Raw genomic sequence first — 15,249 nt, forward strand, 5'->3', positions numbered from 1 at the left:
CTTTCTGTACCATCTAAATATCGTTTCACCGCTTGGATTTTTTCTTTTGAAGAAAATTTAGCCATAAAAAATGCACCTCCAATTGTTAGACTGTGTCTAACAATTGGGGTGCACTTCATTATTGAGGCTGGCTTTTATTTTTTTAGTAGAAGTATAATAGGATTTTTAAATGGCTTACTAATAAACCTGTAATAAAACATAAAAATTGTCTCATGTTTAGAAAAACTATTAAGAATGAGGTAAGGAAGTAGAACAGAAGTTTATTGAGAAGTAGAGAAGAATAGTTTGGGAAAATGAATATCTATTTTTATTTATGTCAAGATTGTCCTGTAATGAAGACCGAGATACAAGGTACATAATGTAAATAAGACTGATTGATTATGTCAGTCTTATTTGTATATCTTAATATCATTAAAAATCACATCAAATATATCTTTTTGCGTAAAGTTATCTGTAAAAATAGTTTCTCTCGTAACCTCAATTGTATCGTGCGGATTATACCATTTTTGTAGGGAATCTTCACCAAATTCATGTCGTTTGTCCCTTGTGTTATGTCTTCTAATAGTTTCCTCTAATGATAAATCAAAGTAATATGCAAATGCATTTTCATCAAAATAACGAATTAATTCTTTTAACATCTCACCATACCTATGACTGTTCAATATACCTTCTAAAATAACAAATTTACATTTTCCTTTTCCGTACTTCGTAATTTCAAATAGTAAATCATGTGATAAATTACCCATTGTGTCGTGTACTCTAAGCATATCTCTACGTACAACATCCTGTGATACTAAAAGTGTCCCTTGTCCAAAATGTTCTTGTAGTTGTTTTGCAATCGTTGTTTTACCACTTGCGGAGTTTCCTCTAAGAATGATTAAAGTGGATGTAAGTATAGGTTTAGACATAATGTATTCCTCCAACAGTATTAATTATATAGAAAATTTTAACAAAAAAAGTGAGGGAAGTGTATAATCAATATGATGGATATTTAAGAAGGGGGTTAGACGGGAGATACATTAAAAAATGCAAAACCTATATGGAAACGGATGTGGTTTCGTTATCTAAGTGCATTTTTTATTGTTCAGTTACTGTTTATCCCCCATTAACGGGCAGTAAGACCCCACCTCAAAATTCAGCGAAAGCGAAGAAGTTAGGTGGGGGATCAACTGCCCATAAAAGCCCGATTGGTTCAACTAATAATCAGTGGGGGATGAACAAAACCCCCACTGATTAAAGTTTCACTTTATTTTGTGTGAAATCACTGGGTGGGCACCAAACTTTAGGCCAGGTGGAGAGTTTTTTAATAGAATATTAAATTCTCAATTTTTCACTGAATGGTTTACACTCTATACAATCCCGCAATTTAACGTATTTACAGCATTTTTTGCGATTACATTACTACCATATGCATTAGTAGGTGCAATGAAAGATGTAACAGCAAGAAAAAATATAAAGGAATAATAGAGGTATAATATGCTTTTTCAAAAAGAAGGTTTATTGATTAGATACGTAATGGAAGATGATGCATCTATCGTTTCTAAATGGTTAACGGACCCAGCAGTCCTGCGGTATTACGAAGGACGAGATAATCCGCAGTCTGTAGAAAAGGTGCTTGATCATTTTATACATAATCCAAACGGTAATGAAAAAAGATGTTTAATAGAATTTGATACCGTTCCCATTGGTTACATACAAATGTACCCAGTGGATTCAGAGTGGAAAGCGTCATATGGCTATAAAGAATCACAAAATGTATGGGGTATGGACCAATTTATCGGTGAACCAGCTTATTGGGGAAAGGGAATTGGAACAAAACTCGTTCAGGCAGCAATTACATATATTATGGGTGAAATGGGAGCAGAAGCAATTGCAATGGATCCGAAAGTAAATAATGAACGAGCAATAAAGTGTTATGAAAAAAGTGGATTTAAAAAAGTAAAGATTTTAAAGGAACATGAGTTGCATGAGGGGAAATTAGAAGATTGTTGGATGATGGAATATAAACAATAATAATGGCTTATACAAATAAAGGGGGATGTGTGAAATGAAAAAAGCATTAATCGTAATTGATGTGCAAGTGGGTATGTATACAGCTGGAATGCCAGTACATAATGGGGAAAAGTTTTTACAAACATTGCAAGAGCTTATTAGGGAATGTCGTTCAAATGATATCCCAATTATTTATGTCCAACATAACGGTCCTAAAGACCATCCGTTAGAAAAAGGTACGGATGGGTGGCGAATCCATGCGGCAATCGCTCCGCAAGAAGGAGATAATATTGTTGAAAAGACGACGCCAGATTCATTCCATAAGACAAACTTAAGCGAAGTGTTACAAGAGAAAGGAATTGAACACGTTATTCTTTCGGGAATGCAATCAGAGTATTGTGTAGATACGACAACGCGCAGAGCATGTAGTGAAGGATATAAAGTAACGTTAGTGAGTGATGCGCATAGTACATTTAATACAGAAGTGTTACGTGCTGAAGATATTGTGCAACATCATAACGCAGTATTGGGAGCGTTTGCGGATGTTGTTGCATTAAAAGACTTGAAAGTGGCTGCCTCTAAATAAGAGGTAGTTTTTTTATTAGAAAAAAGCGTCAAATATTGTCGGTAAGTCGATATTTTGAAATAATCGTTTATATAATTTCACGTACCATAATGAAAATATACAAAAAAGAAGCACCACATAATTAAAAAGGGTGCTCCTGCATTAAAATGTTACTTCTTCTTGTCTTTATCCAATATATTTTGTTCTTCAGCAAACTCCGTACCATATGCAAAGCGGCGATTAATACGAATGTTATCATTGTTGTGCCTTGTATGAGAGTTAGAGAAGCGATGAACGATTACTTCAGATAAAGTGAAGACGATGGCAGAAAGGATACTGCCCCATGCAATTTGCATATAGTTGTCTAATAAAATATTACCGAAAATCCATACGCTTAAATATGTTAATAAGAAATCCGACATAATGGCACCAGTATTGCCAATTCGATTTAAAATAATTTTATCAACGAACATGTAGGATACGATTGTAACAAAGAGACTGAATGAAATAATTTGAACAAACGTTGCAGGGAAAAATAAAGCAAGCCCAATGCTAAATGCGATAATGCACGATATAAACTTGATAAGCACTACTGTGAAATCATTCAAAATTTACACCTCCGATTTATACATAGTTTTTCAATAAATTCTGAAGTTCATACATTGTAACGGATTTATTTATATAAAACTTTTTCATGTTCGGAATTTAGTCTAAATATTATAAAAACATTGAAAAAATGTTATAGTAAAATGAGAGTGTATGACATTTTTAGGTAAGGGGGAATCCAGGATGTGGATTACTTCAGAAGTAGAAATTCCAGATGAGTTAATTGATCACCTTGAGCAAGGAAAGTTAGTGTTATTTGTTGGAGCGGGAGTTTCTATGAAAGGGAAATCAAACTTACCGAATTTTGATGATTTAGTTGATGAAATTGCAAAAACGTTATATGTCGAAAAACGCGAAATAACAGAACCACATGATTATTATCTTGGTAAAATTGCGAAAACAAAAGATGTACATCAAGTCGCAAGAGATCTTGTTCATATAGAGAAATCAAAACCGAATCCATTGCATTATGCAATTCCAAGGCTATTTCCTTTAGATACAGATATCCGCATTGTAACAACAAATTTTGATCAACATTTTACAACAGCAATTAAGGAAATAAATAGAGATATCAATGTTTATTACGCTCCAGCTTTACCGACTGGGAGAGCTTTTAAAGGTCTTGCTTATATACATGGTAATGTAGAACAGGAGAAAGAGGCTTTAATTTTAACAGACGGTGATTTTGGAAGGGCTTACTTAACAGAAGGATGGGCAAGAAGATTTTTAGTTGATCTATTCTCAAATTACACCGTTTTATTCGTTGGATATAGTCATAATGACCCAGTAATGAAATATTTAGCAACTGGTTTACCACCAAGTACAAGACGATTTGCTTTTGTCGCACAAGGAGAAAATACGTACCATTGGGAACATTTAGGGATAAGACCAATTGTGTATCCGAATAAGGTGAATAATCATCAATCCCTCGTAAAAGCGGTAAAACGCTGGGCTGAATTAATGGGTGATAATTATATTACGAAAAGAATGCGTATTCGGGATATTGTAACGGTTCCCCCGTCAGTAGAACAGGAACAATTATCATACATAAAGCAATCGATTAAAAAAATTGAAACAGTACGTTACTTTGTGGAATTTGCTCATGATTATGAATGGGTCGAATGGTTAGAAGCAGAAGGTAAATTACAAAATTTGTTTATGCTTACGCCAAACTATAATGAAGTAGATGAATTACTTGCAGAATGGTTAGTGGAACAATTTCTTTTTAGTCATCAGAAAGAATTATTTCAATTAATTTATAAAAACTATTCTAAAATATCACCGTTATTATGGAGAACAATTTGTAACTACTTAAACGAAACGAAGAGTAAGATGGACCCGCTGTTGTTTGCAAGGTGGACACTCCTTTTATTAGAAACAGCTGAAAAAGATAGTAGCTCTATAGAAAAGATTTCTAAGTTACTGCAAAAATGTTCTTTTCCTGAGCATAAAGAAATTGCCTTATTGTTACTAACTTTTATTTTAGACGGAAAACTGAAGTTGAAACGTGTAAGAAAATGGGGGAATGATACGCAAGAATCAATAGAACTCGAGGAATCGAGTCGCTTACCAGTATCTACATTTTCTCATGTGGAGCAAATTTGGAACGAAAAGATGAGGCCATATATCGCTTATTATGCTGTTCCAATTATGATGATTGGATTAGAAAAATTGAGAATGTTGTCGTTAAGACAAACGGCACTGAAAAAAAGAAATAAGGAAAATGTAGAGAAAGAGTTTCATCAAAATGATCTTGCATTTTTAATACGAATTGTAAAAGAGTGTCTAACTTATTTATGCGAAAACAATGAGAAAAAAGCGGATTATTATATTACAGAAATGATAGAAGCAAATAGTGTACTTCAAAAGCGAATTGCAATTGATGCGATGAATAAAAATATTTTTGTTCGTGTAGATGACAAAATGAAATGGTTGTTACATGAAGGACTTCTTTTAGATTTCACTTATAAACACGAAGTTTTTCAACTTTTAAAAAGGCATTATGCACATTGTTTAGAAAAAACAAAAGAAGAAGTCACTCGAACTGTAATAAAGCATCTTACAGAAGAGAGGGTATTTGATGCATGTCTCGTATTAGACTTATTATTCAAGTGTGATTCGAGTAGCCCATCTACGGCAAATGGGTATGAGTTAATGAAGCAAAAGCATCCTCATTTTCATTCTGAACGATACAGTGTACAAAAGAAAGAAGATACAGCAGAAAGCATTACTTGCAATGTAACTGCTGACGGATTATTGCAGCTGAAAGATGTTGAAATTATGAAGCAAGTTCAGCAATTTTCGCAAGATGGTGTTTTTGAACAACGCCATTTTTTAGAGATGTTATCAAAAGCATGTAAATTAAACACAGAGTGGAGTATTTCATTTGCATACCGATTAGTAGGAGTGCAAGAAATAAGTAATGAAGTATGGTTTGTTTGTATTAGAGAATGGCGAAATAATCGAGGATTGACGAATGAGCAAATCCAAAAAATTATTCCGCTATTGCAGAAATTTGTTAGAAATACCGCTTTTCATTGGTTAATTAGTAGTTTTCTATATGAAGTTAGTAATCGACTAGAAGAGTTAGAAGAGAATAGTATACGTGTTGTAAAACGATTTGCTTTTTCAGTGTTTCCTCAAGTTATGAAGAGTGATACAGATTTTAAGCTTGGGAAACAAGATTTTTATAATGAATCAATTCAGCATCCAGTTGGAAAAATGACGGCTGTATTATTAAAGTTGTTATCATATGATCATTTATACGATCGTAATGTATATGAATATTTATTTTTATTTGAAGAACAAGTAAGAGTTAATTCGGAACGAACAAACTTTATGTTTGCCCGTTTAATAGCAGATATTACATTTTTATATCATATTGAAAAACAATGGTGCCGAAAATATTTGTTACCATACTTAGATTTAAAAAAACAAAATGAGATTACGGAATATGCATGGGCCGGCTTATGTTACACGCAAATAAATTTACCTTTATTTACAGAAATGAAGCGATTTATTAAGTATGCGATAGAACATTTGGAAGTATTACATCCGCATACGAGAGAAGCTTTCTTGAAGTGGCTTAGCTTTGTATTTATTAAATGTGTACTATATTGGGAGCAAAAAACAGATTGGTTATACCCGTTACTCATACTAGAAAATGAAGAAAATAAAATTAAGTTTATGCAGTTTTTATGCTATTACGTCAAAACATTAAGTGTAAAAGAACAACAAAAATTTTGGACAGCTTGGCTCAGTGTATTTTTGCGAGAACGACCAAAAATGGGTGAGATAACTGCAAGAGAATATGTAATGCTTTTACGTATTATTTTATACATGGATGAAATATTAGAAAAAGGATTATGTATTATGTCTCGTGCATTTTCAAGTGTACATGGTAAATGTACAGGTGAGGAAATGAAGCAGTTATTGATTGAAATGCTTCATAAAAAAGAAAGTATGAAAGCGCATAAAGAAATATTTGCAAATGTGTTTTTTATTTTACTACAAACATGTCACGAAGCCGTTTTATTTGAAAAAGAAATCATACAAATAAAAGAATTATTAGTTCAGTATGAAGTAGAGGAATATGTTTTACATTTACTAGAAAATGAAATGATTCGCATAGGAATTGTAATGGGTGATTTACAAAAAGAATTATAGGACGAAAGTGGAATTTTAAAAAATATATAAAAAGTTGTTGACAGTGTTTTGAAAAGCGTTCTATAATACGAATCATACTTATTCAATTTCAAAAAACATTTGAATAAACAAAGTGCAATGAAGAGATCACAGTAGTGGTTAATCTTACTGTAACAGAGAGCTGGTGGTTGGTGTGAACCAGTACAGGGATAATCATGAATTACAGTCTTGGAGCATCTTTTTCGTAATAAAGATAGTTTGTCTTTATGAGGAAAAAGCGGTCAATTGATCGTTAACAGTGAAGAGAGGTAGACGGAAAGTTAGTCTGCAACTAGGGTGGTACCGCGATAAATATCGTCCCTACTGATTTATTCAGTAGGGACTTTTTGTATTTTAGTGGTCCAACTTGAAAATAAAATAGTCATGCATTGAAAGGAAAAGCAGTAGTTGTTGTTTCCCTGTAACAGAGAGCTGGTGGTTGGTGCGAACCAGTACATAAACAAGAGCGAATTACAGTCCTAGAGCATCTTTTTCGTAGTAAAGATAGTATTGTCTTTATGAAGGGAAAGACGGTCAGATGATCGTTAACAATGAAGAGAGGTAGACGAAAGAAGTCTACAACTAGGGTGGTACCGCGATAAATATCGTCCCTACTGATTGGATCAGTAGGGCTTTTTTGTACAAAAAAGTGGGTTTCTAACTAGTAGTTCATGTCTTTGTACGAATTATTAGTTTAAGATAAGAAGAGGTATCGATTCCACTATAAATTTGTATAATTAGTCAGTTCAGAAAATAGAGAATTTTTTATTCTCTTACTATACTTTTAAAACATTAGAGGAGGATTTCCAAATGGCAAATCATGAATTAGATCAATTACGTAAACAGGTAGATGAAATTAACTTACAACTATTACACCTTTTAAACAAACGTGGTGAAATCGTTCAAAAAATTGGAGAGCAAAAGCAAGTACAAGGTACGAAACGCTTTGATCCAGTACGTGAGCGTGAAGTACTTGATATGATCGCAGAGCATAACGAAGGACCATTCGAAACATCAACAGTTCAACATATTTTCAAAACAATCTTCAAAGCTAGCTTAGAGTTACAAGAAGATGATAACCGTAAAGCGTTATTAGTATCACGTAAAAAGAAACAAGAAAACACAATCGTTGATGTAAAAGGTGAATTGATTGGTAACGGAACACAAACATTCATCATGGGACCTTGTGCGGTAGAAAGCTTAGAACAAGTTCGCCAAGTAGGGCAAGCGATGAAAGACCAAGGCTTAAAATTAATGCGCGGTGGTGCATTCAAACCGAGAACTTCTCCATACGATTTCCAAGGTTTAGGAGTAGAAGGACTTCAAATTTTACGTCAAGTAGCAGATGAGTTTGACTTAGCAATTATTAGTGAAATTTTAAATCCGAACGATGTTGAAATGGCATTAGACTACGTTGATGTAATTCAAGTTGGCGCACGTAACATGCAAAACTTCGATTTATTACGAGCTGTAGGTAAAGTTAACAAACCAGTATTATTAAAACGTGGATTAGCAGCAACAATTGATGAGTTCATTAACGCAGCGGAATACATCATTGCGCAAGGTAACGATCAAATTATTCTTTGTGAGCGCGGTATCCGCACATACGAAAGAGCAACACGTAACACATTAGACATTTCTGCAGTACCAATTTTAAAGAAAGAAACACATTTACCAGTTATCGTTGATGTAACACATTCAACTGGACGCAGAGATTTATTATTACCAACAGCGAAAGCGGCACTTGCAATTGGCGCAGATGCAGTAATGGCTGAAGTTCATCCAGATCCAGCAGTTGCATTATCAGATTCTGCACAACAAATGGACATTCCAGAATTCCATAGATTCATGGATGAGTTAAAAGGTTTCAAAAATAAATTATCTTAATTCCATATCATATATGCGTTGAAGAGGAAACAGTAGTGCTTATCTCACTGTTAAAGAGAGCTGATGGTCGGTGTGAATCAGTACAAAGGTAAGCATGAATTACAGCCTTGGAGCATCTTTCCCGACAACTTTTGGAGGGGAAGACGGTCAAACGATCGTTAAAGAAGAAGAGAGGTAGACGAAAGAAGTCTACAACTAGGGTGGTACCGCGATAAACATCGTCCCTACTGAGCGCTCAGTAGGGACTTTTTTGTACAAAAAAATAGTAAAGGGGCAAGAGAAATGAGATACATTACAGCTGGAGAATCACATGGACCGCAGTTAACAGTTATTTTAGAAGGTGTACCAGCCGGTTTGACACTTACGGCGGAACATATTAATAAAGAATTATTAAGAAGACAAAAAGGTCATGGACGCGGAAGACGTATGCAAATTGAAACAGATACAGTTGAAATTGTAAGTGGTGTTCGTCACGGGATGACACTTGGATCACCGATTACGTTAATTGTAAAAAATGATGATTTCAAACATTGGACGAAAGTAATGGGTGCAGAGCCAATTTCGGAAAAAGAAAGTAAAGACATGAAACGTACAATTACAAAACCACGTCCCGGACATGCAGATTTAAATGGAGCAATTAAATATGGTCATCGTGATATAAGAAACGTATTAGAGCGGTCATCTGCAAGAGAAACGACAGTTCGTGTAGCTGCTGGTGCAGTTGCAAAACAAATTTTAAGCGAATTAGGCGTGGAAATTGCAGGACATGTTCTTGAAATTGGTGGAGTAAAAGCAAAACATATTTCAAACTTATCGATTGAAGAAATTCAAACAATTACTGAAAACTCACCAGTTCGATGTTTAGATAAAGAAGTAGAGCAAGAAATGATGAATGCGATTGACAACGCAAAAAGTAGTGGAGATTCAATCGGTGGTATTGTGGAAGTCATTGCAGAAGGTATGCCGATTGGCGTCGGTAGTTACGTCCATTACGATCGTAAATTAGATGCAAAACTTGCTGGTGCAATTATGAGTATAAATGCATTTAAAGGTGCTGAAATTGGCGTAGGTTTTGAAGCGGCACGACAACCAGGAAGCAAAGTGCATGATGAAATTCTGTGGGATGAAGAAAAAGGATACACGAGAAAAACGAATAATGCCGGCGGTCTAGAAGGCGGTATGACAACAGGTATGCCAATTATCGTAAGAGGCGTGATGAAGCCGATTCCTACTTTATACAAACCGTTAGCAAGCGTTGATATTGATACGAAAGAAGCATTCCAAGCGAGTATTGAAAGATCTGATAGTTGCGCAGTACCAGCGGCGGGTGTAGTAGCTGAATCTGTTGTGGCATGGGAACTTGCAGATGCTCTAGTCGAACAATTCGGAAAAGATCGTATGGAATTATTAAAACAAAATATTATGCAACACAATAACTACGCAAAAGAATTTTAATAAAAAGGTGGGTTTAACGTGCAAGTAAAAGATCAACTATCATCATTACAACCATATAAACCAGGTAAATCACCAGAACAAATGAAAGAAGTGTACGGAGATCATTTGTTTGTGAAATTAGCATCGAATGAAAATCCATTTGGTTGTTCACCGAGAGTTTTAGAAGAGTTGCAAAACTCTTGGTTGGAACATGCTTTATATCCTGACGGAGGTGCTACAACGCTCCGTCAAACAATCGCAGATAAGTTGCATGTGCAAATGGAACAAGTACTTTGTGGTAGTGGTTTAGATGAAATCATTCAAATAATAAGCCGCGCCGTATTACGAGCGGGAGATAACATTGTAACAGCAGGTGCAACATTCCCGCAGTACCGTCATCATGCAATTATAGAAGGTTGCGAAGTGAAGGAAGTTGCGTTAAATAACGGTGTATACGACTTAGAAGAAATTTCTTCAGTAGTAGATAACAATACAAAAATTGTATGGATTTGTAACCCGAACAATCCAACAGGCACATATGTGAATGACCGAAAATTGACTCAATTCATTGAAGGTATTAGTGAAAATACGTTAATTGTCATTGATGAAGCGTACTATGAATACGTAACAGCAAAAGATTTCCCAGAGACATTACCGCTTTTAGAAAAACATAAAAATATTCTTGTACTTAGAACATTTTCTAAAGCGTACGGATTAGCTTCTTTCCGCGTTGGATATGCGGTTGGACAGGAAGAGTTAATCGAAAAATTAAATGTCGTTCGTTTGCCATTTAACGTATCTTCATTAGCGCAAAAAGCAGCGACGATTGCTTTTGGTGACGATGAGTTTATTGAGGAAATAGTTCGTGTAAATACAGAGGGATTACAACAATATGAAAGCTTTTGTAAGGAAAATGAAATTCCATTTTATCCATCGCAAACAAATTTCATCTTCTTGCCAGTTGAGAATGCTGGAGAGATTTATGAAGCTTGTGCACACGCAGGATTTATTATTCGTCCGTTCCCGAATGGTATCCGTATTACAGTCGGAACAAGGGAGCAAAATGAAGGGGTGATTTCAGTGTTACAACAACACTTTGAAAATAAAAAAAGAAAGTCTCGAGATGAGGAAAATGCGTAAAAAGGTAGTATTAATTGGAACAGGTTTAATAGGAGGCTCTCTCGCATTAGCAATTAAGAAAGAGCACGATGTAACGATAACAGGGTACGATATATTTAAAGAGCAAGTAGAGCGTGCAAAAGAATTACATGTAGTAGATGAAATAGCAATTAATTTACAGCATGCATGTGAAGAGGCACATTTAATTGTTTTTGCTTCTCCAGTTGAAGAAACGAAGAAGTTATTACACAAATTAGCGTCATTTCGTTTACGAGAAGATGTGATTGTAACCGATGTTGGTAGTACAAAAGGGACGATTATGAATGAAGCGGAAGCTTTGTTTTCAAAAGAAGTTTCTTTCATTGGCGGACATCCGATGGCAGGTTCTCATAAAACAGGCGTTGAAAGTGCAAAAGCGCATTTATTTGAAAATGCATTTTACATTTTAACGCCGATGAATCATGTGCCAAATGAACATGTAGAAGAACTTAAGCGTTGGTTAAATGGAACGGGATCTCATTTTCTCGTTTTAAATACGGAAGAACATGATTATGTAACAGGGATCGTTAGTCATTTTCCGCATCTTATCGCAGCTGGGTTAGTAAAGCAAGTGGAGAAACATGCAGGAGATAATCCGCTCATTCATCAACTAGCTGCCGGAGGATTTAAAGACATTACACGTATCGCATCTAGTAGCCCAAAAATGTGGAGTGATATTGTTAAACAAAATCGTGAGCATTTAATGGTATTATTAAAAGAGTGGATCTCTGAAATGGAAGATTTATATGATACAGTTTCGACCGGAGATGCAGGCGAGATTCAAAACTATTTTGCAGACGCGAAAGAATACCGTGACTCTTTACCAGTACGAAAGAGAGGGGCAATTCCTGCCTATCACGACTTATACGTCGATGTTTTAGATAAAGTAGGGGCATTGGCTCATATTACGAGTATTTTGGCGCGCGAAGAAATTAGTATTACGAACTTGCAAATATTAGAAGCGCGTGAAGGATTGCTTGGGGTATTACGTATTAGCTTCCAAAGAGAAGAAGATCGTATGAAAGCAAAGCTAGCGCTTGGAGAAGAAAAATACCAAACTTATGAAACAATTTAAATGAGAAGGTGAAAACGTGAAGGAAAGAACGATACAACCTGTTAATAACGGATTAAATGGTAACATTACAATTCCAGGAGATAAATCCATTTCACACCGCGCTGTCATGTTCGGTGCGATTGCAGAAGGAAAAACAACAATTAAAGGTTTCTTGCCCGGTGCAGATTGTTTAAGTACGATTTCTTGTTTTAAAGAAATGGGAGTAGACATCGTGCAAAACGGTGATGAAGTCACTGTAGTTGGCAAAGGATTAGAAGGTTTACAAGAACCGAAAGCTGTATTAGATGTTGGTAATTCTGGTACAACTATACGTTTAATGTCAGGGATTTTGGCAAATACACCATTTTTCTCTTGCGTACAAGGTGATGCATCTATCGCAAAAAGACCGATGAAACGTGTTACAAATCCATTAAAACAAATGGGTGCAAACATTGATGGGCGGGAAGAAGGAACGTTTACACCGCTAACAATACGGGGCGGAGATTTAAAAGCAATTGAATACACTTCGCCTGTAGCAAGCGCACAAGTAAAGTCAGCTATTTTACTTGCAGGACTTCGCGCAGAAGGTGTAACAGCTGTTACAGAACCACATATTTCCCGTGATCATACGGAAAGAATGCTTGAAGCATTTGGCGTTACAGTAACGCGCGAAGGAAAAACAGTGAAACTTGCAGGTGGACAAAAGCTAACAGCAACAGATGTTCAAGTGCCAGGTGACGTATCATCAGCTGCATTTTTCCTAGTAGCCGGTGCAATCATTCCAAATAGTAAACTAGTATTACAAAATGTAGGGATGAATCCAACTCGTACAGGTATTATTGATGTTTTAGAGAAAATGGGTGCTACGTTCACTGTAGAGCCAATTAACGAAGGATCATCAGAACCAGCTGCAAACATTACGATTGAAACATCTTCATTAAAAGGAATTGAAATTGGCGGGGATATTATCCCAAGATTAATTGATGAGATTCCTGTTATTGCATTAGCGGCAACGCAAGCAGAAGGAATTACAGTAATTAAAGATGCACACGAATTAAAAGTAAAAGAAACAAACCGTATTGATACAGTCGTTGCTGAGTTAACGAAACTAGGAGCTCGAATAGAAGCAACTGATGACGGTATGATCATTTATGGAAAATCAGCTCTAAAAGGCAATATAGTAAATAGTTATGGTGATCACCGTATCGGAATGATGCTTGCAATTGCTGGCTGCCTGGCAGAAGGAAAAACAATTATTGAAGATGCAGAAGCAGTAGGTGTATCATATCCTACATTCTTTGACGAACTTCAAAAGTTAGCTAAATAAAAAGGGTGGAAAGCAGATACGTGATGTATCTGCTTTTTTTGTTAAAACGTCCGTGTAATTTCACTTACCGAACTATAATAGTAAGAATTATGATACAATTTAAATAGGGAATGGAGGAGAATTATATGAATGTCATACAATTAAAAGAAGATAAGTTCAGAGAAGCATTACGTTTATCAGAATACGCTTTTCAATATAAAGTAGATGAGGAACGATTACAGCAGCAACTTACAAAAATGAAGGAAAGTCATGAAATATACGGCATTATGGAAGGGGAAGACTTAGCTGCAAAACTACACCTCATTCCGTTTCATATTTACATAGGTAAAGAAAAATTTAAAATGGGTGGCGTTGCAGGAGTAGCGACGTATCCAGAGTACAGAAGAAGTGGGTATGTAAAAGAGCTACTTCAACATTCACTTCAAACAATGAAAAAAGATGGCTATACAGTCTCTATGTTACATCCATTTGCTGTTTCATTTTATCGTAAATACGGCTGGGAACTTTGTGCGAATCTACTCAAATGTCATATGAGTAAGAGCGATTTAGTAATGAAAAAACAAGTAAATGGTACTGTGAAACGTTTTAATAAAGAAAATCATCCAGAAGAAGTCGAGAAGCTCTATGAAGCATTTGCAGAACGTTTTTCATGTATGTTAGTTCGAGAGAAGAACTGGTGGTTACAAGCGGTTTATGATGATTTAACATTAGCCATTTACTATGATGAAAATAAAAAGGCAGCAGGTTACATGTTATACAAAATAGAAAACTATAAAATGACAGTAGAAGAATTTGTACCACTGCATAATGAAGCACGAAATGGTCTGTGGAACTTTATTTGTCAGCATGATTCTATGATTAAAGAAATTGAAATGACAGTAAGTGAGAGCGAACCATTATTATATACATTGCAAGAGCCACGCGTGAAGACAGAAATAAAACCATATTTTATGGGAAGAATTGTAGATGTGGAGCAGTTTTTAAAACAATATGAGTTGAATTGGAACAATGTACAGCAAGAAGTGATCCTAAACATTACAGACGCATTTGCTCCATGGAATAACATAACAGTGAGACTTGCAAATCATGAAATAACAATTGTAGAAGAAACAACGGAAAAAGGAATTAAACTGGATATAACTGCGCTATCGGCAATAATGCTTGGATATAAACGTCCGTTAGAACTAAATGAACTGGAATTCATTAGTGGAAGTGACGAAGTAATACGGTCATTTGATAATTTAGTACCAGTGCGTAAGCCGTTTATTTATGATTTCTTTTAATTTGCATGTATGAAGGCGGGCTATCCCAAGTGAAATTTTGGGATATCCTCCTCTTATATTGTGAATTTCTTTCGGTAAGTCGATATATCATGAGAATCGCTGATATAATTAGAGTTGCGCCGATATATCATGAGAATCGCTGATATAATTTTAAGTTGCGCCAATATATCCAGAAAGTTGCTCATATAATTTCATTCACAAATAGGGGATAAGAAATGACAGCTATACTTTGTCACACACTTGACTTTTAGCGTATCTA

Annotated in this window: 12 protein-coding genes, 1 pseudogene and 3 other annotated features; of the genes and pseudogenes, 11 read left to right on the forward strand and 2 right to left on the reverse strand. The window is 35.3% G+C overall.

Annotated elements, in window-relative coordinates:
* A partial coding sequence (locus tag CGQ22_RS32275) for a hypothetical protein (RefSeq protein ID WP_217900037.1) occupies positions 1-192 on the forward strand: 192 nt, incomplete at its 5' end.
* Between the two features lie 197 nt (positions 193-389).
* Here the strand turns inward: CGQ22_RS32275 and CGQ22_RS11690 are convergent.
* Positions 390-908, reverse strand: coding sequence for a kinase (locus CGQ22_RS11690; RefSeq protein WP_000042588.1), 519 nt, complete (start codon positions 906-908; stop codon positions 390-392).
* 337 nt (positions 909-1,245) lie between these two features.
* On the opposite strand from CGQ22_RS11690, the pseudogene CGQ22_RS11700 reads away from it, so the two are divergent.
* From CGQ22_RS11700 to CGQ22_RS11710, 3 genes and pseudogenes are all read left to right on the forward strand, one after another.
* Positions 1,246-1,464 (forward strand): annotated as a pseudogene (locus tag CGQ22_RS11700) (YfzA family protein); the annotation flags it as partial.
* A 12-nt stretch (positions 1,465-1,476) separates the two neighbouring features.
* Positions 1,477-2,013, forward strand: a complete 537-nt coding sequence (locus CGQ22_RS11705; RefSeq protein WP_000898777.1) for a GNAT family N-acetyltransferase — start codon at positions 1,477-1,479, stop codon at positions 2,011-2,013.
* A gap of 34 nt (positions 2,014-2,047) precedes the next feature.
* A complete protein-coding gene (locus CGQ22_RS11710; protein ID WP_000709547.1) occupies positions 2,048-2,578 on the forward strand; it encodes a cysteine hydrolase family protein in 531 nt (176 codons plus the stop codon).
* Positions 2,579-2,727: 149 nt separating this feature from the next.
* Here the strand turns inward: CGQ22_RS11710 and CGQ22_RS11720 are convergent, their stop codons facing one another.
* Complete coding sequence (locus CGQ22_RS11720; RefSeq protein WP_000997702.1) at positions 2,728-3,165, reverse strand: YndM family protein; 438 nt, start codon at positions 3,163-3,165, stop codon at positions 2,728-2,730.
* Positions 3,166-3,346: 181 nt separating this feature from the next.
* Between CGQ22_RS11720 and CGQ22_RS11725 the strand changes: the two genes are divergently transcribed.
* The 7 genes from CGQ22_RS11725 to CGQ22_RS11760 all read left to right on the forward strand — a co-directional run bounded on the left by CGQ22_RS11725 (position 3,347) and on the right by CGQ22_RS11760 (position 14,990).
* A complete protein-coding gene (locus CGQ22_RS11725) occupies positions 3,347-6,829 on the forward strand; it encodes a DUF4020 domain-containing protein (RefSeq protein ID WP_000265218.1) in 3,483 nt (1,160 codons plus the stop codon).
* A gap of 108 nt (positions 6,830-6,937) precedes the next feature.
* Positions 6,938-7,173: a binding site (T-box leader), on the forward strand.
* A 54-nt stretch (positions 7,174-7,227) separates the two neighbouring features.
* Positions 7,228-7,463, forward strand: a binding site (T-box leader).
* A 194-nt stretch (positions 7,464-7,657) separates the two neighbouring features.
* A complete protein-coding gene (locus CGQ22_RS11730) occupies positions 7,658-8,734 on the forward strand; it encodes a bifunctional 3-deoxy-7-phosphoheptulonate synthase/chorismate mutase (protein ID WP_001273575.1) in 1,077 nt (358 codons plus the stop codon).
* A gap of 9 nt (positions 8,735-8,743) precedes the next feature.
* Positions 8,744-8,963 (forward strand) — a binding site (T-box leader).
* A gap of 53 nt (positions 8,964-9,016) precedes the next feature.
* Entirely contained in the window at positions 9,017-10,189 is a 1,173-nt protein-coding gene (gene aroC, locus CGQ22_RS11740; RefSeq protein WP_001269424.1) for a chorismate synthase, read from the forward strand.
* A gap of 18 nt (positions 10,190-10,207) precedes the next feature.
* Positions 10,208-11,308, forward strand: a complete 1,101-nt coding sequence (gene hisC / locus CGQ22_RS11745) for a histidinol-phosphate transaminase (protein ID WP_001197237.1) — start codon at positions 10,208-10,210, stop codon at positions 11,306-11,308.
* The gene (tyrA, locus tag CGQ22_RS11750) at positions 11,301-12,401 is read left to right on the forward strand and encodes a prephenate dehydrogenase (RefSeq protein ID WP_001228129.1); all 1,101 of its coding nucleotides are present in this window, start codon (positions 11,301-11,303) and stop codon (positions 12,399-12,401) included. The genes hisC and tyrA overlap by 8 nt, the downstream gene beginning before the upstream one ends.
* A gap of 16 nt (positions 12,402-12,417) precedes the next feature.
* The gene (gene aroA / locus CGQ22_RS11755; RefSeq protein WP_000664613.1) at positions 12,418-13,707 is read left to right on the forward strand and encodes a 3-phosphoshikimate 1-carboxyvinyltransferase; all 1,290 of its coding nucleotides are present in this window, start codon (positions 12,418-12,420) and stop codon (positions 13,705-13,707) included.
* 125 nt (positions 13,708-13,832) lie between these two features.
* Positions 13,833-14,990: a GNAT family N-acetyltransferase gene (locus CGQ22_RS11760; protein ID WP_001100921.1), complete on the forward strand. Its 1,158-nt coding sequence runs from the start codon at positions 13,833-13,835 to the stop codon at positions 14,988-14,990.
* Positions 14,991-15,249: the final 259 nt, after the last annotated feature.

Source organism: Bacillus sp. M13(2017) (assembly GCF_002218325.1).
Lineage (GTDB): Bacteria > Bacillota > Bacilli > Bacillales > Bacillaceae_G > Bacillus_A > Bacillus_A thuringiensis_K.

What these genes read in the sequence shown, in the direction of transcription:
- CGQ22_RS11690 (WP_000042588.1), bottom strand. Translation starts at nt 908, where the DNA reads ATGTCTAAACCTATACTTACATCCACTTTAATCATTCTTAGAGGAAAC.
- CGQ22_RS11705 (WP_000898777.1), top strand. Translation starts at nt 1,477, where the DNA reads ATGCTTTTTCAAAAAGAAGGTTTATTGATTAGATACGTAATGGAAGAT.
- CGQ22_RS11710 (WP_000709547.1), top strand. Translation starts at nt 2,048, where the DNA reads ATGAAAAAAGCATTAATCGTAATTGATGTGCAAGTGGGTATGTATACA.
- CGQ22_RS11725 (WP_000265218.1), top strand. Translation starts at nt 3,347, where the DNA reads ATGTGGATTACTTCAGAAGTAGAAATTCCAGATGAGTTAATTGATCAC.
- CGQ22_RS11730 (WP_001273575.1), top strand. Translation starts at nt 7,658, where the DNA reads ATGGCAAATCATGAATTAGATCAATTACGTAAACAGGTAGATGAAATT.
- aroC (WP_001269424.1), top strand. Translation starts at nt 9,017, where the DNA reads ATGAGATACATTACAGCTGGAGAATCACATGGACCGCAGTTAACAGTT.
- tyrA (WP_001228129.1), top strand. Translation starts at nt 11,301, where the DNA reads ATGCGTAAAAAGGTAGTATTAATTGGAACAGGTTTAATAGGAGGCTCT.
- CGQ22_RS11760 (WP_001100921.1), top strand. Translation starts at nt 13,833, where the DNA reads ATGAATGTCATACAATTAAAAGAAGATAAGTTCAGAGAAGCATTACGT.